Origin of the sequence: Nonomuraea sp. 3-1Str, assembly GCF_031570565.1 — a bacterium.
In the GTDB taxonomy this organism is placed as follows: Bacteria; Actinomycetota; Actinomycetes; order Streptosporangiales; family Streptosporangiaceae; genus Nonomuraea.
Genome location: NZ_JALHBK010000016.1, coordinates 17,674 through 38,996, shown reverse-complemented (window position 1 = coordinate 38,996; position 21,323 = coordinate 17,674). Strand labels below are relative to the sequence as shown.

General features: G+C 71.8%; 19 protein-coding genes and 1 riboswitch. Of the genes, 16 read left to right on the top strand and 3 right to left on the bottom strand.

Annotated features, from left to right (window positions below; genetic code table 11):
- Positions 1 to 2 precede the first annotated feature (2 nt).
- The 10 genes from MTP10_RS24580 to MTP10_RS24535 all read left to right on the top strand — a co-directional run bounded on the left by MTP10_RS24580 (position 3) and on the right by MTP10_RS24535 (position 11,631).
- Positions 3 to 956, top strand: a complete 954-nt coding sequence (locus MTP10_RS24580; RefSeq protein ID WP_310711982.1) for a Gfo/Idh/MocA family oxidoreductase — start codon at positions 3 to 5, stop codon at positions 954 to 956.
- Between the two features lie 118 nt (positions 957 to 1,074).
- Positions 1,075 to 1,214: riboswitch (cyclic di-AMP (ydaO/yuaA leader) on the top strand.
- 13 nt (positions 1,215 to 1,227) lie between these two features.
- Positions 1,228 to 1,926 (top strand): CHAP domain-containing protein, encoded by a 699-nt coding sequence (locus MTP10_RS24575; RefSeq protein ID WP_310711981.1) that lies wholly within the window; start codon positions 1,228 to 1,230, stop codon positions 1,924 to 1,926.
- A gap of 378 nt (positions 1,927 to 2,304) precedes the next feature.
- A complete protein-coding gene (locus MTP10_RS24570) occupies positions 2,305 to 3,636 on the top strand; it encodes an ABC transporter substrate-binding protein (protein WP_310711979.1) in 1,332 nt (443 codons plus the stop codon).
- Between the two features lie 79 nt (positions 3,637 to 3,715).
- The gene (locus MTP10_RS24565) at positions 3,716 to 4,672 is read left to right on the top strand and encodes a sugar ABC transporter permease (protein WP_310711978.1); all 957 of its coding nucleotides are present in this window, start codon (positions 3,716 to 3,718) and stop codon (positions 4,670 to 4,672) included.
- 26 nt (positions 4,673 to 4,698) lie between these two features.
- Complete coding sequence (locus MTP10_RS24560) at positions 4,699 to 5,505, top strand: carbohydrate ABC transporter permease (RefSeq protein WP_397334505.1); 807 nt, start codon at positions 4,699 to 4,701, stop codon at positions 5,503 to 5,505.
- Complete coding sequence (locus tag MTP10_RS24555) at positions 5,502 to 6,911, top strand: GH1 family beta-glucosidase (RefSeq protein WP_310711976.1); 1,410 nt, start codon at positions 5,502 to 5,504, stop codon at positions 6,909 to 6,911. The genes MTP10_RS24560 and MTP10_RS24555 overlap by 4 nt, the downstream gene beginning before the upstream one ends.
- Positions 6,892 to 7,890 (top strand): LacI family DNA-binding transcriptional regulator, encoded by a 999-nt coding sequence (locus MTP10_RS24550; protein WP_310711975.1) that lies wholly within the window; start codon positions 6,892 to 6,894, stop codon positions 7,888 to 7,890. Before MTP10_RS24555 ends, MTP10_RS24550 begins: the two co-directional genes overlap by 20 nt.
- An 18-nt stretch (positions 7,891 to 7,908) precedes the next feature.
- Positions 7,909 to 8,931, top strand: a complete 1,023-nt coding sequence (locus tag MTP10_RS24545) for a phosphotransferase (protein ID WP_310711974.1) — start codon at positions 7,909 to 7,911, stop codon at positions 8,929 to 8,931.
- Between the two features lie 95 nt (positions 8,932 to 9,026).
- Positions 9,027 to 10,226, top strand: a complete 1,200-nt coding sequence (locus MTP10_RS24540) for an FAD-dependent oxidoreductase (RefSeq protein ID WP_310711973.1) — start codon at positions 9,027 to 9,029, stop codon at positions 10,224 to 10,226.
- Between the two features lie 67 nt (positions 10,227 to 10,293).
- On the top strand, positions 10,294 to 11,631 hold the full coding sequence (locus tag MTP10_RS24535; RefSeq protein WP_310711972.1) for a class II 3-deoxy-7-phosphoheptulonate synthase: 1,338 nt from the start codon (positions 10,294 to 10,296) through the stop codon (positions 11,629 to 11,631).
- Between the two features lie 78 nt (positions 11,632 to 11,709).
- Here MTP10_RS24535 and trxA read toward each other — a convergent pair whose 3' ends face one another.
- Entirely contained in the window at positions 11,710 to 12,090 is a 381-nt protein-coding gene (gene trxA, locus MTP10_RS24530; RefSeq protein WP_310711971.1) for a thioredoxin, read from the bottom strand.
- Positions 12,091 to 12,212: 122 nt separating this feature from the next.
- Positions 12,213 to 13,952 carry an ExeM/NucH family extracellular endonuclease gene (locus MTP10_RS24525; protein WP_310711970.1) on the bottom strand — a complete coding sequence of 580 codons (1,740 nt, stop codon included), beginning with the start codon at positions 13,950 to 13,952 and terminating at the stop codon, positions 12,213 to 12,215.
- Positions 13,953 to 14,058: 106 nt separating this feature from the next.
- Between MTP10_RS24525 and MTP10_RS24520 the strand changes: the two genes are divergently transcribed.
- From MTP10_RS24520 to MTP10_RS24500, 5 genes are all read left to right on the top strand, one after another.
- Positions 14,059 to 15,462, top strand: coding sequence for a pentapeptide repeat-containing protein (locus tag MTP10_RS24520; RefSeq protein ID WP_310711968.1), 1,404 nt, complete (start codon positions 14,059 to 14,061; stop codon positions 15,460 to 15,462).
- A 122-nt stretch (positions 15,463 to 15,584) separates the two neighbouring features.
- The gene (locus MTP10_RS24515) at positions 15,585 to 16,367 is read left to right on the top strand and encodes a class II aldolase/adducin family protein (protein WP_310711967.1); all 783 of its coding nucleotides are present in this window, start codon (positions 15,585 to 15,587) and stop codon (positions 16,365 to 16,367) included.
- 100 nt (positions 16,368 to 16,467) lie between these two features.
- Positions 16,468 to 16,716, top strand: coding sequence for an SCO4226 family nickel-binding protein (locus MTP10_RS24510; RefSeq protein ID WP_310711965.1), 249 nt, complete (start codon positions 16,468 to 16,470; stop codon positions 16,714 to 16,716).
- Between the two features lie 190 nt (positions 16,717 to 16,906).
- Positions 16,907 to 17,776 (top strand): TIGR03619 family F420-dependent LLM class oxidoreductase, encoded by an 870-nt coding sequence (locus MTP10_RS24505; RefSeq protein WP_310711963.1) that lies wholly within the window; start codon positions 16,907 to 16,909, stop codon positions 17,774 to 17,776.
- A gap of 219 nt (positions 17,777 to 17,995) precedes the next feature.
- Positions 17,996 to 18,295: a hypothetical protein gene (locus MTP10_RS24500; protein ID WP_310711962.1), complete on the top strand. Its 300-nt coding sequence runs from the start codon at positions 17,996 to 17,998 to the stop codon at positions 18,293 to 18,295.
- A 17-nt stretch (positions 18,296 to 18,312) separates the two neighbouring features.
- On the opposite strand, the gene MTP10_RS24495 is transcribed toward MTP10_RS24500, so the two are convergent.
- On the bottom strand, positions 18,313 to 20,157 hold the full coding sequence (locus tag MTP10_RS24495) for a rhamnogalacturonan lyase (RefSeq protein WP_310711961.1): 1,845 nt from the start codon (positions 20,155 to 20,157) through the stop codon (positions 18,313 to 18,315).
- 302 nt (positions 20,158 to 20,459) lie between these two features.
- On the opposite strand from MTP10_RS24495, the gene MTP10_RS24490 reads away from it, so the two are divergent.
- Positions 20,460 to 21,323 carry a universal stress protein gene (locus MTP10_RS24490; RefSeq protein ID WP_310711960.1) on the top strand — a complete coding sequence of 288 codons (864 nt, stop codon included), beginning with the start codon at positions 20,460 to 20,462 and terminating at the stop codon, positions 21,321 to 21,323.

Sequence of the window (21,323 nt, the reverse complement as noted above, 5' to 3'; positions counted from 1 at the left end):
CCATGAGGGATCTCGCATGGGGCATCGCGGCGACAGGCGGCATCGCACGGACCGTGGGCGCGGTCATCGCCGCGGAGACCGGCATGCGAGTGGCGGCCGTCGGCTCGCGTGACCTGGGCCGCGCCGCCGCGCTGGCCGCGGAGCTGGGCGCCGAGTCGGCGTACGGCTCCTACGCGGAGCTGTGCGCCGACCCGGCCGTCGACGCCGTGTACGTGGCCACGCCCCACGCCCAGCACCTGGCGGTGGCCGAGGCGGCCATCGCGGCGGGCAAGGCCGTGCTGTGCGAGAAGCCGCTGGCCGCCTCGCTCGCCGACGCCGAGCGCATGGTGCGCCTGGCCCGCGAGGCCGGGGTCTTCCTGATGGAAGCGATGTGGATGCGGTTCAACCCGCTCATCCGGCGGGTGGCCGCCGACCCGCGCTTCGGCGAGATCCGCTCGGTGCAGGCCAGTTTTGGCTTCGCTTTGCCGTTCGACCCGGCCCACCGGCTGTGGGCTCCGGAGCTGGGCGGCGGGGCCCTGCTGGACCTGGGGATCTACCCGTTCGGGCTGGCCCAGCTGCTGCTCGGGGCGCCGTCGGAGGTGCGGATGACGGGCTGCCTGGCGCCGTCCGGCGTGGACGCGGAGGCGGGCGGCGTGCTCGTCTACCCCGGCGGGAGGCGGGCGCTGGTGGAGGCCTCGCTGCTCGCCTCGTTCCCCAACAGCGCCTACGTGGTGGGCGCGGGGATGCGGGCCGAGATCCAGGCGCCGTTCTGGGCCCCGAACCGCGTCGTGCTCAGCGGAGCGTCGATGGCGACGGAGGTCCACGACCTCGACCCGGCCGACAACGGATACGCGGGGGAGCTGCGCGAGGTACGGGACGCCCTGGCCGAGGGACGGACCGAAAGCGAGATCATGCCACTGGACGAAAGCCTTGCCATGATGGGGCTTCTGGAGGAGGCACGATCTCAGCTCTCCTAGCTGGGCATTTATCCACTTGTAATCCTCTTGCCGGATGTATTACCTTAAATCCTGTTCGTCGGCTTACGTCCGGTTTGCCCGTTCGTTGCCGGCCTGTCGCACAGATCATCACAGGACCCCCCTGTGACCGCTGAATCCGCCTGAGCGCGGAACCGGGGACCCACTTCTCTTGGGGTGAATCGGCACTCCCCTGTGCCGTAGGGCAGCTTCCACGCCCGAACCCGTCAGCTAACCCGGTAAGCGGCATGGAAGCAAGGAGCATCCCTTCTCGATGGCCAAGCACCGTCTCATCCGTGCCCTCACGCCCGGAACGATCCGCGCCACCCTCGGCGCGACCATCATCGCCTCGGCCGCCTTCGGCGCCGTCGCGCCGGCCAACGCGGACACCCCCGAGCACGTGGGGCCGGCCTCCAACTCGTCCGTCAGCCAGACCGTCAACAAGCAGGCCGTGTCCGGCTCCCAGTACGGCCGGGTCAACGTGACCGCGCAGAAGGTCCTCGACGTGGCCCGCGCCCAGGTCGGCACCTCCGAGAACGCCTACGGCGGCGGCACCAAGTTCCAGCAGTGGTACGCGAAGTCGCAGCGCGCGCTGGAGACCGTCAAGCGTGACGGCGGCTCGCCGCAGTCCTACCTCAACGCCGCGTGGTGCTCGATGTTCGTCTCCTGGGTCGGCGAGCAGACCGGCGCCCGCCCGCAGGTCGGCTGGGACGCCTACACCGTGGCCCACGCCCGCTGGTTCGCCCAGAACCACCGCTGGGGCAGCACGGCCAAGCCCGGCGCCGTCGTCTTCTTCTCCTGGAGCGGCAGCAAGGACCTGGACGACATCAACCACGTCGGGTTCGTCGTCAAGGACAACGGCAACGGCACGATCTCCACGATCGAGGGCAACACCGGCAACGGCCGCGTCGAGCAGCGCGTCCGGCCGACCTCCCAGGTCGTCGGCTACGGCTACCCGAACTACGCCGGCTGACCCGGTCCCCCGACCACTCCCCCACCTCTCCCCAGAGGGAGCGAGCGCGCGCCTTCCCCCGGCGCGCGCTCGCTCGCGTTCCGGGAGGATTCCCCCGTACGCCTGACCGTCCCGCCCGGTCCCACAGCGGGTTGTCCGTTCGTGTGGCGTTAACGGGACGGATGGTATGGGAGCGCTCCCAGCGACCTTTTCGCGCTGTTTAGGCCCCTAAATCCGCTTTCACAGCGACAAATACGGCCCGAGGTAACGGTTGCGTTTCGGGCCGTTGACGACCCCCACGCCATGAGGGCACTCTTTGTGGGAGCGCTCCCAAGACCTTCCCATCGCGGCCTCACGCCGCGATGCACCTCCCACATTCACCACCCAGAGGGGTTCCGAATGAAGAACCACAAGCGCTTGGTCATGACCGGAGCCGCGATGACGGCCCTGCTGGCCATCGCGGCGTGCAGCAGCGGCGGTGGCGGCACCACCCCGGCGGGCTCGCAGAGCAGCGCGGCGGCAGAGCCGGTCACGATCAACGTGCACACCTTCGGCGGCGGCGAGAACTTCGGCTACGACGAGGCCGTCAAGAAGTGGAACGCCGAGCACCCGAACATCCAGATCAAGTACACGAACCTCACCGACCGGTTCGAGGACGTGTACCTGCCGCAGCTGCTCCAGCGTCTCCAGGCGGGGGCAGGCGCCGGAGACGTGGTCGGCATCGACGAGGGCGCGATGGGCCTCATGGCGGCCCGTCCGCAGTTCTTCACCGACCTCGGCCAGTACGGCCTGGACAGCCGCAAGGCGGACTTCCCGGCGGCCAAGTGGGAAGCGGGCCTCAACGCGGACGGCAAGCTGTTCGCGCTGGGCACGGACATGGGCGGCATGACCATGTGCTACCGCAAGGACCTGTTCAAGAAGGCGGGCCTGCCCACCGACCGCGAGGAGGTCGGCAAGCTCTGGCCGGACTGGAACGCGTTCCTGGAGACCGGCAAGAAGTTCGAGGCCGCCAAGACGGGCGCGAAGTTCATGGACGGCCCGAACACGATCTACAACGTGATCCTCTTCCAGGAGGCGCCGAAGAACGGCAACCTCTCCTACTTCGACAAGAGCAACAAGCTCGTCATCGAGTCCAACCCGGCCGTCAAGACCTCCTTCGACTGGGTGACCACCTTCAGCAAGGCGGGCATGACCGCCAAGCTGCAGGCGTGGAGCCCGGCGTGGGACAAGGCCATCAAGGGCGGCGGCTTCGCCACCATGGGCTGCCCGTCGTGGATGCTCGGCGTGATCGAGGGCAAGGCCGGCGAGTCCAACAAGGGCAACTGGGACGTCGCGGCGGTGCCGGGCGGCACGGGCAACTGGGGCGGCTCCTGGCTCGCGGTGCCCAAGCAGACCAAGCACCCCAAGGAAGCCGCCGAGGTCGTGAACTACCTCACCGGCAAGGAGGGCCACATCGCGGCCTTCAAGGAGGCCGGCGCGTTCCCGAGCTCGCTGCCCGCGCAGCAGGACCCCGAGGTGGCGGGCCTGAAGAACGCCTACTTCAACGACGCGCCGACCGGCCAGATCTTCAGCGAGTCGGTGAAGAACCTCCAGCCGGTGTTCTTCGGCGAGAAGCACGCCCAGGTGAAGACCGCGGTCGAGAAGGTCATCGAGGGCATGGACCAGGGCGCGATCAAGTACGACGAGGCCTGGTCGAAGTTCGTCGAGGCGGGTGTGAAGGCGGCGGGCTGACCCCCGTCCCCCAGGACCGGGTGGCGCCCCTTCCCCTCTGCGGGCGCCACCCCTCCCCGCCCCGGCTCGAAAGGCTTCCATGACTATCCAACTCGCGCCGCCGCCTTCCCGGCGGGCGCCGGGCAGGCGGTCGGCCCCCTCCCGGCGGATGGCCCGCTTCGACCTCAAGGGCACGCCGTATGTGCTGGTGTCGCCCTACTACCTACTGTTCGCCGTCTTCGGCATCTTCCCCCTCGGCTACACGCTCTGGGTCTCGCTGCACGACTGGGAGCTGGCCGGCGACACCGAGTTCAACGGCCTGGCCAACTACGGCGAGCTGATCACCGACGCCGCCTTCTGGAACGCCGTCGTCAACACGCTCGGCATGTTCGTGCTGGCCACCGTGCCGCAGCTCGTGCTGGCGCTGCTGCTGGCCAACGCCCTCAACAAGAGGCTGCGCGGCCGGCTGCTGCTGCGCCTCGGCGTGCTGCTGCCGCTCATCACCTCGGTGGTCGCCGTGGCCGTCATCTTCAGCCAGCTCTACAGCCGCGACTACGGGGTCTTCAACTGGATCCTGTCCTGGTTCGGCGTCGAACCGATCATCTGGCAGAACGAGAAGTGGTCCTCCTGGATCGCGATCGCCACGATGGTCGACTGGCGCTGGACGGGCTACAACGCGATCATCCTGCTGGCCGCGATGCAGACGATCCCGCGCGACCTGTACGAGGCCGCCTCCATCGACGGGGCGTCGGCCCGCACGCAGTTCTGGCGGATCACGGTGCCGATGCTGCGGCCGACGATGGTGTTCGTCGTGTTCATCTCGACGATCGGCGGGCTGACGCTGTTCACCGAGCCGGTCATGTTCGAGGGCAACCCGATGATGACGGGCGGCACCACCGGCCAGTACCAGACGGTGGCCATGTTCATCGTCAAGTCCGCCTTCCGCGACTTCGAGATGGGCTACGCCTCGGCGGCGGCCTGGCTGCTGTTCGTGCTGATCCTGCTCGGGACGATGGTCAACTACTGGTTCACCCGGCGCATCGGAGGAGGCAAGTGAACAACCGCCTCTGGGACGCGGGCCTCATGACCAAGGTGGTGCTGGGCTTCGCGCTGCTGCTGTCCGCGTTCCCGATCTACTACATGTTCATCATGGCGACGCGCACCAACGACGACGCCGTGGAGACGCCGCCGCCGCTGCTGCCCGGCGGCCACCTCGGCGAGAACGTCCAGCGGCTGCTGTCGACCGAGGACGCCAACTTCATCACCGGCCTGGTCAACTCCGCCATCGTGGCCGTCACCGTGACCGTGTCGGTGGTGCTCATCTCGACGCTGGCCGGCTTCGCGTTCGCCAAGCTCCGCTTCCCCGGCTCCAAGGTCCTGCTCGGGCTGATCCTGGTCACCATGATGGTGCCGCTCCAGCAGATGGGCGTGGTGCCGCTGTACGACATGATGGTCAAGCTCGGCTGGACCGGCCAGCTCCAGTCGGTCATCCTGCCGTTCCTCGTCAACGGGTTCGGCGTGTTCATGATGACCCAGTACACCTCCCAGGCGGTGCCCGACGAGCTGGTCGAGGCCGCCCGCGTCGACGGGGCGACCACCCTGGGCATCTACGGCCGGGTCGTCCTGCCCGCGCTGCGGCCCGGGATGGCGGTGCTGGCCCTGCTGGTGTTCATGCAGACCTGGAACGAGTTCATGTGGCCGCTCATCGTGCTGAACCCGGACAACCCGGTGGTTCAGACCTCGATCGCGGCGCTCAACTCCGCCCATGGCACGGACTACGTGATGCTGTTCACCGGCACCGCCGCCTCCGTCCTCCCTCTCTTCGTGGTTTTCGTGCTGTTCGGCCGGCAGATCGTCGGCGGCCTGATGGAAGGTGCGGTCAAGGCGTGACGACTCAAGAGGAGCAGACGAGCTCCGACCTGCGGTTCCCCCCGGGATTCGCGTGGGGGGCGGCCACCTCGGCGTACCAGATCGAGGGCGCGGTGACGGCCGACGGCCGCGGCGTCTCCATCTGGGACACCTTCACCAAGCAGCCCGGCCGGGTGGTCGGCGGCCACCACGCGGACGTGGCCATCGACCACTACAACCGGTACAAGGACGACGTCGCCGTCATGGCGGACCTGGGCCTGAGCGCCTACCGGTTCTCCGTGTCGTGGCCGCGCATCCAGCCGGAGGGCTCCGGGCGGTTCAACCACAAGGGCCTCGACTTCTACAAACGGCTCGCCGACGAGCTGCGCGCGAACGGCATCGACCCGTGGCTGACCCTGTACCACTGGGACCTGCCGCAGGCGCTGGAGGACGCGGGCGGCTGGCCCAACCGGGACACCGCCTACCGCTTCGCCGAGTACGCCCAGTGCGTCCATGACGCGCTCAAGGACCACGTGCACACCTTCAGCACGGTCAACGAGCCGTGGTGCGCCGCCTTCCTCGGCTACGCCTCGGGCGAGCACGCCCCGGGCCGCCGCGAGCCGGCCAACGCCATCAGGGCCGCCCACCACCTCAACCTCGCCCACGGGCTGGCCGTCCAGGCCATGCGGGGCAGCAGGGTCGGCGGCTGCGTCAACCTGTACGCGGTGACGCCGGCCGGCGACAGTGACGCCGACCTGGACGCGGCGCGGCGGATCGACGGGCTGCAGAACCGGTTCTTCCTGGACGCGCTCCTCCTCGGCCGCTACCCCGAGGACGTCCTGGCCGACCTCGGCATGGACACCGGCTTCATCGCCGACGGCGACATGGAGACCATCAAGGCCCCCATCGACCTGCTGCTCGTCAACTACTACAGCCGCTTCACCGTTTCGGGAGCCGGAGGCGGCAAGGCGTCGGCGGCGGCGGCCCCGACCGAGACGGGCTCACCCTGGGTCGGCAGCGAGCACGTGTCGTTCGTCAACGGCGGGCGGCCGGTCACCGCGATGGGCTGGGAGATCGACGACAGCGGCCTGCTGGAGGTTTTGCAGCGGGTGGCGCGCGACTACCCGACGATCCCGCTGGTGGTCTCCGAGAACGGCGCCGCGTTCGACGACGTGCTGAAGGACGGCCGCGTCCACGACGCCCAGCGCACGGCGTACCTCGACTGCCACCTGCGCGCCTGCCGTGAGGCGATCGACGCCGGCGTGCCGCTGCAGGGCTATTTCGCCTGGTCGCTCATGGACAACTTCGAGTGGGCGTGGGGGTACGGCAAGCGTTTCGGGCTCGTCCACGTCGACTTCGAGACGCAGGAACGGGTGCTGAAGGACAGCGCACTCTGGTATTCCCAGATCATCCGGCAGAATAGGCGCCATGAACCGACCGACTCTTGAGGCAGTCGCGGCCCGGGCCGGGGTCGGCCGGGGCACGGTGTCCAGGGTCATCAACGGATCCCCCAACGTCAGCGACAAGGCGCGCGAGGCCGTCCGCCAGGCCATCGACGAGCTGGGCTACGTGCCCAACCGGGCCGCGCGCGCCCTCGTCACCCGGCGCACCGACACGGTCGCCCTGGTGGTGTCGGAGAGCGAGCTGCGGGTCTTCGACGAGCCGTACTTCGCGGGCACGATCCGCGGCATCGGCTCGGCGCTGTCGGAGACGGGGCTCCAGCTCATCCTGGCGATGGCGCAGTCCGACGAGGAGCACGAGCGGCTGGAGCACTACCTGACGGGGCAGCACGTCGACGGCGTGCTGCTCCTGTCGCTGCACGGCGAGGACCCGCTGCCGGCCCGGCTGGAGTCGATGGGCGTGCCCACCGTGCTCGGCGGCCGGCCGGTCGGCCCGGCGCCCTACAGCTACGTCGACATGGACAACCGGGCCGGCGCCCGGCAGGCGGTCAAGCACCTGCTGGGTCTCGGCCGGAAGTCGATCGCCACCATCGCCGGCCCCCAGGACATGGGCGTGGGCGTCGACCGTCTCGCCGGCTACCGCGACGCGCTGCTCAGCTCCGGCATGCCCGAGCTGGTCGCCTACGGCGACTTCTCCGAGGAGAGCGGCGCCGCGGCGACGCGCGAGCTGCTGGAGGCGCATCCGGCGCTCGACGCGGTGTTCGCCGCCTCCGACCTGATGGCGGTGGGCGCGCTGCAGGTGCTGAAGGCCGCGGGCCGGACCATCCCGGGCGACGTGGCGGTGGTCGGCTTCGAGGACTCCAAGGCCGCCACCCACACCGACCCGCCGCTGACCACGGTCCACCAGCCGGCGGAGGCGATGGGCCGGCAGATGGCCCAGCTGCTCGTGGCCCGCATCAACGGCGAGGAGGTCCGCCAGCCGGTGGTCATCCTCGACACCCACCTGGTGCTGCGCCAGTCCGCCTGAGAGCAGGGAACGCCCACGATGGACAGCCGCACGAAACGGCGCCTCTCCCCCGCCGAGCTGGACGACCTGGCCCGGCGGGCCCTCGGCGTCGGCGTCGCCGCCGCGGCGGAGCTGACCGACGGCTACGCCAACGCGGTGTGGCGGCTCACGCTCGACGACGGCCGCGGCGTGGTGCTCAAGGTGGCGCCGCCGCCGGAGCTGGAGCAGCTCAGCTACGAGCGCCACCTGCTGCGCATGGAGGCGGCGGTGTGCGAGCTGGCCGCGGCGGCGGGGGTGCCCGTGGCCGCGCTGGTGGCCGCCGGGTTCGACGACCCGGTGCTGGGCGGCGACTACCTGGTGCTGCACGCGCTCGACGGCGTCTCGTGGAACGACGTCCCGCCCTCCAGCGACCCGCTGGTCAGGGGCCTGCTCGACGGAGGCGGGCACGACGCGCTGCGGCGGGAGCTCGGGCGCCATCTGGCCCGGCTCAACGCGGTGACCGGCGAGGTGTTCGGCTATCCGCACGCGGGCATCACCGGGGCCACCTGGCGGGAGGCGTACCTCGCCATGATGGGGGCGCTGCTCACCGACACCCGGCGCTACCCGACGCCGCTGCCGCTGCCCGCCGCCGAGATCGCGGCCGTGGTCGCCGGCGCCGCGCCCGCGCTGGAGGAGGTGACGACGCCGCACCTGGTCCACTTCGACGTGTGGGCGGGCAACGTGTTCCTCGACCTGACGGGGCGGCCGCGCATCCAGGCCATCATCGACCACGAGCGGGCGTTCTGGGGCGACCCGCTGGCGGAGTTCGTCACGCCCACCCTCTTCGACGAGCTGGACGAGGACGACCCGCTGCTCGCGGGCTACCGCGAGGTCACGCCGCTCGACCTGACGCCCCGCGCCCGGGTGCGGCTCGACCTCTACCGGGCGTACCTGTACCTGATCCTGCTGGTCGAGAACGGGCCGCGGCAGTACCCGGAGGACGAGTACGCCCACATCCGCGGCCTCGCCACGGAGTCGCTCACCCACGTGCTGCGCCGCCTCGCCGGGAGCCCGCCGGCCTGACCGGGCCATCCCCGCGCCGTCCCCGGGCCGGCGGCGCGTTCGGACCTCCTCGTACGGGGAAAGATCCAGCGAAACGCCGCACCTGGGGACGGACCATGAGCTGTGTGATCGCGGGCGGCGGCCCGGCGGGCGCGATGCTCGCCCTGCTGCTCGCCCGGGCCGGCGTCGAGGTGACGCTGCTGGAGAAGCACGCCGACTTCCTGCGCGACTTCCGCGGCGACACCATCCACCCCTCCACCCTCCAGGTGCTCGGCGAGATCGGGCTGGCGGAGGAGTTCCTGCGGCTGCCGCACCGCAAGACGTACGAGCTGAGCATCGTCACCGACACCGGACCCATCCCGCTCGCGAACCTGCGCGGGCTGCCCTGCGCGTACGACTACATCGCGTTCGTCCCCCAGTGGGACTTCCTGTCGCTCGTGACCTCCGCCGCCGCCCGCTACCCGTCGTTCCGGCTGCTGATGAGCGCCGAGGCGCACGGGCTGATCGTGGAGGGCGGCGAGGTGCGCGGGGTGCGCTACCGCGACGCGACGGGCGAGCACGAGCTGCGCGCGGGGCTGACCGTCGCCGCCGACGGGCGGACCTCGGTGCTGCGGCGGGCCGCCGGGCTGGTGCCGAGGGAGTTCGGGGCGCCGATGGACGTGCTGTGGTTCCGGCTGCCGCGCGTGCCCGGCGATCCGGACGAGACGTTCCTGCGGCTCTCGCGCGGCCATCTCATGGTGGTGATCGACCGGGAGACGTACTGGCAGCTCGCGTACGTGATCCCCAAGGGCGGCTACGACGACCTCGTACGGCAGGGCATCGGCGCGCTGCGTGAGCCGGTGGCGCGGCTGGTGCCGTTCCTGGCCGGCCGGGAGACGCTGATCGAGGGCTACGGCGACGTCAGCATGCTCACCGTGGTGCTGAACCGGCTGCGCCGCTGGCACCGGCCCGGGTTCACGGCCATCGGCGACGCGGCGCACGCCATGTCGCCGGTGTTCGGCGTCGGCATCAACCTGGCCGTGCAGGACGCCGTGGCCGCGGCGAACCTGGTGGCCGGGCCGCTGCGCGCGGACGGCCGCGTGCCCGAGGCGACGCTGCGGCGGCTCCAGCGGCGGCGCATGTGGCCGACCCGGGTCACCCAGGCCGCCCAGCGGGTCGTGCAGGACCTGCTGATCGGCCCGGCGCTGCGCAACCGCCTGGGGTCCCCGCCGATCCGGCCGGACGTGACGCGGATCCCCCTGCTCAACCGGGTCCCGCGGCGCTTCATCGGCCTGGGCGTACGGCCCGAGCACGTCGAGGTGCCCGCGTCCCCGTGAAACGACCTTCTCACAACGTGGACATCGGGGTCTGCCTGGCGGGGCGGGTGGAATACCCTCGTATATCGTGAGCGCACAGAGCAATCTCGATTCCTGGAGAGCCCTCCCCGCGGCCCAGCAGCCCGACTGGCCCGACCGCGGCGAGCTCGATAAGGTCGTCGCCGAGCTCGGCGGCCTGCCTCCCCTCGTCTTCGCCGGCGAGTGCGACCTGCTGAAGGACCAGCTGGCCGCCGTGGTGCGCGGCGAGGCGTTCGTGCTGCAGGGCGGCGACTGCGCGGAGACGTTCGCCGGCGCCACCGCCGACAACGTCCGCAACAAGCTCAAGACGCTGCTCCAGATGGCGATCGTGCTCACCTACGCCGGCAAGGTGCCGGTCGTGAAGATCGGGCGCCTGGCCGGGCAGTTCGCCAAGCCGCGCTCCAAGGGCACCGAGACCCGCGACGGCGTGGAGCTGCCCGCCTACCGGGGCGACATGGTCAACGGCTTCGACTTCACGCCCGAGGCCCGCCGGCCCGACCCGTGGCGGCTGCTGAAGGCGTACCACTCCTCCGCCGTGACGCTCAACCTGGCCCGCGCCTTCGCCAAGGGCGGCTACGCCGACCTGCGCCAGGTCCACGCCTGGAACCAGGACTTCGTCGCCGAGTCCCCCGCCGGCCGCCGCTACGAGCAGCTCGCCCGGGAGATCGACCAGGCGCTGGCGTTCATGCGCGCCTGCGGGGCCGACCCGGAGGAGTTCCACACGGTCGAGTTCTTCTCCTCGCACGAGGCGCTGATCCTCGACTACGACCGGGCGCTGACCCGCATCGACTCCCGCACCGGCCTGCCGTACGACGTGTCGGCGCACATGGTGTGGATCGGCGAGCGCACCCGGCAGCTCGACGGCGCCCACGTCGACTTCTTCGCCCGCATCCGCAACCCGATCGGCGTCAAGCTGGGCCCGACGACCACCTCGGCCCAGGCGCTGGAGCTGGTCGAGAAGCTCAACCCGGACAACGAGCCGGGCCGGTTGACGTTCATCACCCGCATGGGCGCCTCCAAGATCCGCGAGCTGCTGCCCAGCCTGGTCAAGGAGGTCACCTCCGCCGGTGCGCAGGTCGCGTGGATCTGCGACCCGATGCACGGCAACACCTTCGAGGCGCCGAGCGGCCACAAGACGCGGCGGCTCGACGCCGTGCTCGACGAGGTGGCGGGCTTCTTCGAGGTGCACCGCGCGCTCGGCACCCACCCGGGCGGCATCCACATCGAGTTCACCGGCGACGACGTGACCGAGTGCGTGGGCGGCGGCCACGAGATCGCCGAGGGCGACCTGGCCACCCGCTACGAGACGGCCTGCGACCCGCGCCTCAACCGCGGCCAGTCCCTCGACCTGGCCTTCCGCGTCGCGGAGCTCTACCGCAACGCCTGATCCCGCGGGTCCGGGTCCTGGCATGCGAAAGCCCCGCCGTCATGGGCGGGGCTTGCCGGCCGTCCGGCCGGGCCGGGGTCAGCCGTTCCGCTGCTCGGCCCCGTCGAGCTCCTCGCTCAGCTCGGTGCGGATCGCGTCCATGTCCAGCGCGCGGACCTGGCGGATGAGGTCCTCCAGGGCGGGCTCGGGGATGGCGCCCGGCTGAGCGTAGACCACGATGCCGTCGCGGATGGCCATCAGCGTCGGGATCGAGGAGATGTCGAAGCCCTGCGCGAGCGCCTGCTGCGCGTCGGTGTCGATCTTGCCGAAGGTGATGTCGCCGTGCTTGTCCGACGCCTTCTCGAAGATCGGGCCGAACATCTTGCACGGCCCGCACCACTCGGCCCAGAAGTCGAGCAGGACGATCCCCTTGTCGGCGATGTCGTTGAAGTTGGTCTCGGTTACCTCGATGGTCGCCACAAGTGGCTCCTCGCTCGTCGACGAAGCTGTCACCGGATAGAAACCCCTACCCGTCTTCCCTCATTCCAGCACGCGGGCGGGCCCCGCCACGACTCGCGTGGCGGGGCCCGGTTCCGTCCCGCTCAGCCCCTGCCGCCGGGCAGGGTGAGGCCGATCACGACCGGGTCGTGGTCGGAGGAGCGGTAGGCGTCCGGCCGGTAGAGGCCGGCCGGGTTGAACTCGGTGTTGTAGTCCAGGACGCGCGGCTCGTCGGCGTTGATGTGCCAGATCGTGGTGCTGGTGACGCGCTTGAGGAGCTGCCGGCCGGCCAGGGCGTGGTCCAGCTCGCCCGACAGCCCGTCGAACAGGTAGCTGTAGCGCAGCGGCGCCGGCACGAACCTCTTGGTGAGGCTGGTCAGGCCGCCCGCCTCCAGCGTGTCGATCGGGTCCTCCTCGCCGTAGGAGTTGAGGTCGCCGAGCACGAGCGGGTTCGGCAGGTCCTCGACGAGCTGGAGCAGGGCCTGCGCCTGCTTGACGCGGGTGGCGTTCCAGCAGCCCTGTCCGTCGCCCTGGTCGGCGTCGGGGCCGTCGCCGGCCGGGCAGCTGCCCTTGGACTTGAGGTGGTTGACGACCATGGTGAACGGCTGGCCGCCGCCCGGCCGCCGGAACGTCTGGATGAGGGGCGGCCGGCTGAACACCGGGTCCTGCGAGGCGCTCGGCTCGCCGACGGGCTCCAGCTTGGCGGGCTTGTACAGGATGCCGACCTGGATGGCGTCGGTGCCCGGGTACGGGTGGGTCAGCGCCGCGTACGTGCCCGCGCCCACCTCGGCGTTGACGGCGTCCACGAGCGCCTGGAGCGCGCTCTGGCCGTTGTTCTCGACCTCCATGAGGGCGACGGCGTCCGCGTCGATGCCCTTGAGCGCCGCGACCAGCTTGGCGAGCTGCCGCCGCTGCTCCTCGGCGTTCGTCGCGCCGCGGGAGCCGAGGGTGGTGAACCAGTTGAGCGTGTTGAACGAGGCGACCTTGACGTTGCCGATCACCGGGAACGGGCGGGGCAGCCGGGGGTTGGCGTCGTGGTAGGCGACGGGCCTGGTGGGCTGGAGCCGGTAGGCGCCGATGCCGTACCCGAGGACGCCCGTGACGCCGGCGGCCACGTCGCCGGTGCGGACGATGGGCGGCAGCGTGGCGGGGTTCTGCCGGGTGGAGCCGTCGTCGATGAGCAGCGTGCGGCGCGCCTGCTGCCCGGGGTCGACGCCGGGGCGGTCGGTCGGCTGGTAGAGCCGGCCGCCGGCGGAGACGGTGACCTCGCCGTAGCGGCCGAGGTTGTAGTGGTCGGTGACGGTGAGCGGCTGCGGGAAGGTGAGCAGCATGTTCTCGACGCTCTCCAGCGCGTCGCCGGGCAGCGTGTACGGCCGGGCGGGCACGGTGCCGGTGCCGCAGACGTCCACGGCGGTCACCGGGGACAGCTCGGTCCAGCCGTTGTACTCGACGGCCTTGCCGGTGACCAGGACCCGGTCACCGGGCTTGACGTCCTTGAGCGTGTCGCGGGCGTAGGCGAACAGGCCCTCGGACGTCGCCGGGTCGGAGTCCGGCCGCGGGTCCTGCAGGAAGAAGCCGCCGAGCTGGTCGGAGCGCTGGAAGTCGCCCGTGACGACCCCCTCGACGCGCACGGTCTGCCCGGCGAGCGGGGTGGCGTCGCCGCTGCCCTGGACCTGCGAGATCCGGTGGGTGGCGGCGGTGTCACACGGCGCCGCCGCTGTCTCCGGCGCACCGGCGGGGTCCGGCGTGGTGGGGGACGCCGCGGCGGCCGGAACGGCCAGCAGGGAGGCGGAAAGGGCGGCCGCGGCGAGCGCGGCGAGAGTGGCCCGGGGTAAAACGCGCATGACCGGCACTTTAGAGGGACGACCGCCCACATATGTCTACATAAATGTGGATAGAGCATTAAATTAGCGAACCTTGACACGCGAGTGCCCGGGGTATGACGACTGCATGGACTGGGTCACCTGCACGCATTCCGCTGCCTGCACGGGCATCGCACGCCGGCCGTACGACCTCTGCCTGGCGCATCTGCCCCCCGACCAGCTCGCCGCCGCGATCGGCGAGATGCACCCCGGCCGCCTGCTCGACCTGCGCGGCACGGTCATCGGCGGCGATCTGCTCGCCCGCGTGATCGAGGCGACGGGCGGGCGGCCGGGACGGACCCGCCTGGACCGGGCCCGGTTCGGCGGCGACGTGCGGCTCACCGGCGTCGTGTTCGCCGGGGACGTGTCGCTCGACGGCGCCGTCTTCGAGCGGCTCGCCTCGTTCTTCGGAGCCCGCTTCGAGGGCAATCTGTCGCTGGCCGACGCCCGGTTCACCCGGGAGCTGTCGATGCACGGCGTGACCGTGCGCGGCCACGTGTCCCTGGACCGGGCGGTCATGGCCCGCGACGCGCTGTTCAGCCAGGCGTCCTTCGGGCGCGGGCTGTCGTGCGAGCGGGCCAGGTTCGACGGGTACGCCACCTTCGACGGGGCCCGGCTCGGCGACGGCGCGACGTTCCGGGGCGCCCGGTTCGGGCGGACGCTGTCGTTCCGCAAGGTCGTCGGGAGCGCCGGGTTCGACGCCGCGCACTTCGCCGCCAACGCCTACCTGTCGGCCACCGGCCGCCTTTCCGCCGCCCGCGCCCGCGCCGACGCCTCGCTCGACGTGTCGGTCACCGGCTGCGGCGTCGATCTGCGGCGCGTCGAGGTCGCCGGGAGCACCACGCTCCGGCTGACCGGCTCGCACGCCGACCTGGAGGGCGCGGTGCTGCGCGGCCAGGCGACGGTGACGGGCCGCGGCGGCGCGTCGATCACCTCGCTGCGGCACGTGGACGCGCGGAGCCTCGCGCTGTACGGGCTGGACCTGTCGGCCTGCCGCTTCGCGGGGCTGGCGCATCCGGCGGGCGTGCGGCTGAAGGACTGCCGCTTCGCGCTCACGGGACGCGGCGTGCGGGTGAGCATGCGGCGGCCGATGGTGCGCTGGTTCTCGCGGCGCAGCGTGCTGGCGGACGAACGAGCCTTACGCGGCGGCTCCGGCCTCCTCGACCCCGCCGGCGCGGGGCCGGAGCCCCGCGACCCCGGCGACCTGCGGGCCGGCTGGCTCGCCACCCTGTACGCGGAGCTCGGCCGGCGCGCCGACGACCGCGGCCTGTCCCTCGACTTCGCCTTCGCCGCGACGGAGATGCGCCGCCTGGCGGGCCACCGCTGGTGGGAGGCCGCCTCCTGGCCTCTGGTGGCGGCCGGGGCCCGCATGGGCCGGGCGGCCGGCTGGATCGTCCTCCTGACGGCCATCGCGGCGGGCGCCATGCTCCTGTCCACGGCCCAGCACGCCGCCCACAGCTCACCCCATCAGCCCCCGTCCGCCCATCGCTGACGCCTCCCCGGGGGAGCCCTGCTCCCCCGGGGTCACCGCCCCGTGAATCACCCGCGTCAGGACGTTGATGCGGACGGGAGCGGGCGGCAGTCTGGACCAGACCCCTGAGTGCTGGAGGCACGATGAACCTGGAACCGGTCCCCACCGACCAGCTGATCTTCCGTCTGCCGCAGAAGTTCGACGACGTGGAGGACGAGCGCCGTCACCGGCAGGAGCGCCTCGTCGCCGCGCTGCGGCTGTTCGGCAGGTTCGGCTTCGAGGAAGGGGTGGCCGGGCACATCACCGCCCGCGACCCCGAGCACCCGGACCACTTCTGGGTCAACCCGTTCGGCATGAGCTTCAGGCACGTCAGGGTGAGCGACCTCATCCTGGTCAACCACCAGGGCCAGGTGGTCCACGGCAGGTACCACGTCAACCAGGCCGCCTTCGCGATCCACGCGATGGTCCATCAGGCCCGGCCGGACGCGGTCGCCGCCGCCCACTCCCACTCGGTGCACGGCAAGGCGCTGTCCTCGCTCGGCCGCCCGCTGGAGCCGCTGACCCAGGACGCCTGCGCCTTCTACGAGGACCACGGCCTGTTCGACGACTACACCGGCGTGGTGGTGGAGACCGAGGAGGGCAGGCGGATCGCGCGGGCGCTGGGCTCGCACAAGGCCGTCATCCTGCGCAACCACGGGCTGCTGACCGTGGGCGACTCGGTGGACGCCGCCGCCTGGTGGTTCATCACGATGGAGCGCTCGTGCCAGGCCCAGCTGCTGGCCATGGCCGCGGGCCCGACCGTGTCCATCGAGCACGACCAGGCCAAGCTCACCCACGGGCAGATCGGCAACGACCTGGTCGGCTGGATCAACTTCCAGCCCCTGTACGACCAGATCGTCCGCTCCGATCCCGACCTGTTCGACTGAACCCCCGGGCCGGCCGCGCGGCGAGCCTTTGGCCCCTTGTTGGGTGTTTAAGGGCTTATGTCCGTCCTAGGCTGGTGGAACACGGCCCTAGGAGGGACCCATGGCCACATTCATCGACGTTCACCATGGCATGGACGGCATCACCGCCGAGCAGCTCAACGAGGCGCACAGCGCCGACCTCGCCATCCAGGACGAGGAGAAGGTGACCTTCGAGCGAGCCTGGGCCGACCCGGAGGACGGTGTGGTCTACTGCCTGTCGGAGGCGCCCAGCGCCGAGGCCGTCCAGCGCGTCCACGAGCGGGCGGGCCACCCCGCCGACGAGATCCACCCGGTACCCTTCACCGCCTGACGCGGCGGCCGGTCCCGGCCGGGGCCGGCTCCCCGTCGACCCATCCCCCACGCGAACACGGGCTTCCCGGCCGAGGGTCGTTCGTCCGTGATGAACGGCGGCCTCCCCGGCCGCCGGCGGCTTGCCTTGACGCCGGTGACAAGGTTCTACCCTGTCACCGTCAGCCGCCGGGCGAGCCAGAGGAACGACCATGAGATTCGCGATCAGCTACAGCACCGCCCACAGCGGCGTCGACCCCGACGCCATCGCCGCCTTCGCCCGGCACGCCGAGGAGTGCGGCTTCGAGGCGCTGTACGTTCCGGAGCACGTCGCGCTGTATCCCGGGGCGAAGCTCGGGCCGTGGGAGATCCCGCCGACCCTGCCGTTCGCCGACCCGCTGGACACCCTGACCTTCGTCGCCGCCGCGACCAGCCGCATCCTGCTGGGGACGGGCGTGCTGCTGCTGCCGTACCACCATCCCGTGACGCTCGCCAAGCGGCTGGCGACCATCGACCTGCTGTCCCGGGGCCGGATGCGGCTGCTGACCGTGGGCATCGGCGCGCTGCCGGGCGAGGCCCGGGCGGTCGGGGTGGACTTCGGCACCCGGGGGCGGCGGGCGGACGAGGCGATCGACGTCCTGCGGCTGCTGTGGGAGGGCGGAGAGGAAGGCGTCAGCCACGCCGGGGAGTTCTTCGCGTTCGAGAATCTGTGCAGCTTCCCCAAGCCGTCCGGGGGCGCGGGGCTGCCGATCCACGTCGGTGGGTCGAGCCGGGCGGCGGCCCGCCGGGCCGGGCAGCGCGGCGACGGCTACTTCCCCGGTGGCGCGCTGACCCGCGCCGAGCGGGCCGCCCAGTGGGAGCTCGTCCGGTCGTCCGCCGCGGAGGCCGGCCGCGACCCGGACGCGCTGGAGCAGACCCGGTGGGGGACGATCGACATGACCGGCGATCGGGTCGAGGAGCTGGCCGCGCAGGGCGTGACCCGCCTCGTGATCAGCACGTCCACTCCCGACGTGGACGGGCAGCGGGAGGAGATGTCCGCCTTCGCCCGGCGCTTCTCCCTGACGGCCCCGGCCCTGACGTAGCGGGGCGGTCCGGGCCCTCCGGCGCGGGCAGCCCGGTGGCGGTGGGCCGGTGGGCCGGTGGGCCGGTGGGAGATCGTGCGATCTGCCCGAAGTCACGGACAGTTCGTGCTCGTGCGGTTACGGTTCCGGCATGGGCAAAAAGCAGACGCCCGCGACACGCGGCGTGCGCGCGGGCGCCGGTGGAGAGCGGACCGGCCGGAGCGCCCCCGGGAGGGCGAGGTGACCGGCCCGATGATGTGCCCCGAGTGCGGCGGCCACCGAGGGCACCGGCTCGGCGGCCTGTTCCTCGCCTGCATGCTCTGCCATGGACGCGGCTGGGTGAGCGGCGGGAGGGAGCCCGAGGAGCGGCCCCGGCCCGTCCACGAGCCGCCGGTCTGGGAGGACCCGCGCTGGCTCGACCCGATGGTCGCCGGCGCCTTCCCCTGCCGTTACTGCCTGGGCTGCGGCACGGTGTCGCATGTGAACCGGGACCGCGGCATCCTGGTCACCCTGGCGTGCACGTGCGCGTCACGTCCCTGACGACGCCCGTTCCCTTCTCAACGGACATAGATGGAGGGCCGGGCAGGCGTGGGCATGCCGTCCCCGATGAAGAAGCCGGGATGCGGCGGCTGGTTGTAGGCGGTGTTCTGCCAGGCGATCGCCACCCTGTACTGCGGGTCGTGCATCAGCGTGTAGAGGCGCCGGTCCGTGGGCGTGGTCGTGGCGTACACGCGCAGGGCGCGGTTGTCGCTGGTGGGCCAGACGACCTCCTCCCGCCAGTCGCCGAACAGGTCCGCCGACAGCGACGGGGTGGCCTTGGTGCCGTTGTTGGAGTGCACGCCGGAGGCCGTGAGCAGCCGGGTGTCGCCGCCCGGGCCGTACTTGTCGATCCTGGTCTGGTCGAGCAGCTCCCTGACGGGGTCGCCGTCCCACCAGATGAGGAAGTTCACGGCGGACGGCTCGCGGCCGAGGGCACCGCCGTTGACGTCGCGCAGGCTCGTGTCGGCGGCCGACCAGAACTCGCCGCCGGGCGAGCCGCTCCAGACGTCGCCCGCGACGCCGCGCCCGTTGTCGCCGGACGCCGGAGTGGACCAGCGGATCTGGCCGGTGCGCGGGTCGATGTACAGGGAGGACGGCTGGGAGCCGCTCTCGCTCACCTTGAAGTACTCGAGGCCCGCCCGGCCCGGCTCGAAGTCGCCCAGGTGCTGCGCGTCGCCGTGGCCCGTGCCCGTGCTCCACAGGCCCGTGCCGTTGTCGTCCACGGCCATCGCCCCGTACACGATCTCGTCGCGGCCGTCGGCGTCGACGTCGCCGACCGACAGGCTGTGGCTGCCCTGACCCGTCCAGCGTGAGCCGGCCGTGTTCGAGTCGAACGTCCACCGCTTGGTGAGCGTGCCGTTGCGGAAGTCCCAGGCGGCGATGACGGAGCGGGTGTAGTAGCCGCGCGCCATGATGAGCGACGGACGTTCCCCGTCGAGGTACGCGGTGCCGGCCAGGAAGCGGTCCACCCGGTTGCCGTACGAGTCGCCCCACGACGAGACGGTGCCGCGCGGCGGGTCGTAGGAGACCGTGGACCTGGCCGCGCCGGTCAGCCCGTCGAACATGGTGAGGTACTCGGGCCCCGACAGCACGTAGCCGCTGGAGTTGCGGTGGTCGGCGGACGCGTTGCCGATCACCGCGCCGGCGCCGTCCCGGGTGCCGTCGGCGGTCTTCATCGCCACCTCGGCCCGCCCGTCGCCGTCGTAGTCGTACACCTGGAACTGCGTGTAGTGCGCGCCCGCGCGGATGTTGCGGCCGAGGTCCAGGCGCCACAGCCGCGTGCCGTTCAGCCGGTACGCGTCGACGTACACGTTGCCGGTGTAGCCGGACTGGGAGTTGTCCTTGGCGTTGGACGGGTCCCACTTGAGGACGATCTCGTACTGGCCGTCGCCGTCCATGTCGCCGACACTGGCGTCGTTGGCGCTGTAGGTGTAGGCGACGCCGTCCGGGGTCGTGCCCCCGGGGGGCGGCTGGATCGGCACGTCGAGGTAGGCGCCCCCGGTGAAGCGCAGCGACGGCGGGGAGGCGGCCTGCTCGACGCCGCCGACGACGGCCCTGACCGTGTACGTGGCGTCGGCGGCGGCCCCGCCGTCGAGGTGGTCGGTGGCGGCGGCGAGGGAGGCGATCCTGGTGGAGCCCCGGTAGAGGTTGAAGGTGACGCCCTCGGGGTCGGTGCCGAGCAGCCGCCACGACACGAGGTTCCCGGCCCCGGAGCGGACGCTGACCAGGCCGCGGTCGAGGTCCTCCATCTGCTTGGCGGGTCCGGCCGCCTGCCTCACCGCATGAGCGGGGGCGGGTGGGCCGGTGAGAGCGGCGGCGAGGGCGAGGGCGGCGGCCGTCGTCGCGGTGGTGCGTAACCGCATGTCATGTCCTTTCCGGCGGACCTCTGGGGCGGTGACCCCCGAGCATGACGGAGCCGGGCGGAAGGCGTAAAACGTTCGCCGTGAAGAGCGGGGTGGCGGAGGCCGGCCGTCTCAAAGGGGTCGCGTCCCAGCAGGGGGAACCCTCGGCGGGGCCAGGCGTGAGGCAATGAACGTTTCAAGAGCCCGCCGCACCCTTGCCCGCGCGCATGCCTTCGGGGTTGGTTCGAAGGGCGTGAAACGGCGATACCCATGGCAGGGCTCCGGCGCGACGGGGGGTCGCGGGAGCGTGTGAGGTGACGACCATGACAGAGCCGATCGTCGTCGGGTTCGACGGATCAGACTCCTCGCGGCAGGCCCTCGCCTGGGCGGAGGAGGAGGCGGCCGTCCGTGACGCCCCGCTGAGCGTCCTTCACGCCATGGCGCTCTGGTCGCCCGACGTGCTGCTGGTCCCCGAGCCCGCCGGCTGGGACATCGAGGCGGACAAGGCCGCGCACGAGCAGCTCAGGCAGGTGGCGGCCGAGATCCGGTCGAGGAGGCCGCGCCTGGAGGTCACCACGCAGGTGGCTTCGGACCGGCCGGAGGACGCGCTCGTCCATGCCGCCGAGGCCGCGCAACTGGTGGTGGTCGGGAACCGGGGCCGTGGCGGGTTCGCCGAGCTGCTGCTCGGCTCCGTGAGCCGGCACGTGGCCTCCCGCGCGCCGCGCCCCGTGGCGGTCGTCCGGGAGAGGCCGACCGGCGAACACGGGGTCATCGTCGTGGGCGTGTCGGGGCAGCCCGGCGAGGAAGCCCTGCTGGAGTACGCCTTCCGCGAGGCGGCGCTCCGGCGGGCCGTCCTGCGCGCCGTCCACGCGTGGACGCACCCCGGCACGGTCGAGCCCTGGACCGTGCAGCCCGTGGTCTTCGACACCGAGGCGGCGGGGCGGGACGAGGCGCAACGGCTGGCGGAGTTCCTGCTCGGATCGGCCGAGAAGTTCCCGGATGTGGAGCTCGTCGCGGAGGTGGTGCGCGGGCACCCGGCCAAGGCGCTGGCCGGCGCCTCGGCGGAGGCCGACGCCGTGATCGTGGGGGCCGCGCACGGCGCGACGCGCACCCTGCTCGGCCTCGGCGGCACCGCTCACGCGGTCCTGCACCACGCGCGGGCGCCCGTCATCGTGGTCCGCACCTGA

What these genes read in the sequence shown, in the direction of transcription:
- MTP10_RS24570 (WP_310711979.1), top strand. Translation starts at nt 2,305, where the DNA reads ATGAAGAACCACAAGCGCTTGGTCATGACCGGAGCCGCGATGACGGCC.
- MTP10_RS24505 (WP_310711963.1), top strand. Translation starts at nt 16,907, where the DNA reads ATGAGATTCGCGATCAGCTACAGCACCGCCCACAGCGGCGTCGACCCC.
- MTP10_RS24515 (WP_310711967.1), top strand. Translation starts at nt 15,585, where the DNA reads ATGAACCTGGAACCGGTCCCCACCGACCAGCTGATCTTCCGTCTGCCG.
- MTP10_RS24560 (WP_397334505.1), top strand. Translation starts at nt 4,699, where the DNA reads ATGACCAAGGTGGTGCTGGGCTTCGCGCTGCTGCTGTCCGCGTTCCCG.
- MTP10_RS24495 (WP_310711961.1), bottom strand. Translation starts at nt 20,157, where the DNA reads ATGCGGTTACGCACCACCGCGACGACGGCCGCCGCCCTCGCCCTCGCC.
- MTP10_RS24545 (WP_310711974.1), top strand. Translation starts at nt 7,909, where the DNA reads ATGGACAGCCGCACGAAACGGCGCCTCTCCCCCGCCGAGCTGGACGAC.
- MTP10_RS24550 (WP_310711975.1), top strand. Translation starts at nt 6,892, where the DNA reads ATGAACCGACCGACTCTTGAGGCAGTCGCGGCCCGGGCCGGGGTCGGC.
- MTP10_RS24510 (WP_310711965.1), top strand. Translation starts at nt 16,468, where the DNA reads ATGGCCACATTCATCGACGTTCACCATGGCATGGACGGCATCACCGCC.
- MTP10_RS24580 (WP_310711982.1), top strand. Translation starts at nt 3, where the DNA reads ATGAGGGATCTCGCATGGGGCATCGCGGCGACAGGCGGCATCGCACGG.
- MTP10_RS24540 (WP_310711973.1), top strand. Translation starts at nt 9,027, where the DNA reads ATGAGCTGTGTGATCGCGGGCGGCGGCCCGGCGGGCGCGATGCTCGCC.
- MTP10_RS24520 (WP_310711968.1), top strand. Translation starts at nt 14,059, where the DNA reads ATGGACTGGGTCACCTGCACGCATTCCGCTGCCTGCACGGGCATCGCA.
- MTP10_RS24525 (WP_310711970.1), bottom strand. Translation starts at nt 13,952, where the DNA reads ATGCGCGTTTTACCCCGGGCCACTCTCGCCGCGCTCGCCGCGGCCGCC.
- MTP10_RS24575 (WP_310711981.1), top strand. Translation starts at nt 1,228, where the DNA reads ATGGCCAAGCACCGTCTCATCCGTGCCCTCACGCCCGGAACGATCCGC.
- MTP10_RS24490 (WP_310711960.1), top strand. Translation starts at nt 20,460, where the DNA reads ATGACAGAGCCGATCGTCGTCGGGTTCGACGGATCAGACTCCTCGCGG.
- MTP10_RS24565 (WP_310711978.1), top strand. Translation starts at nt 3,716, where the DNA reads ATGACTATCCAACTCGCGCCGCCGCCTTCCCGGCGGGCGCCGGGCAGG.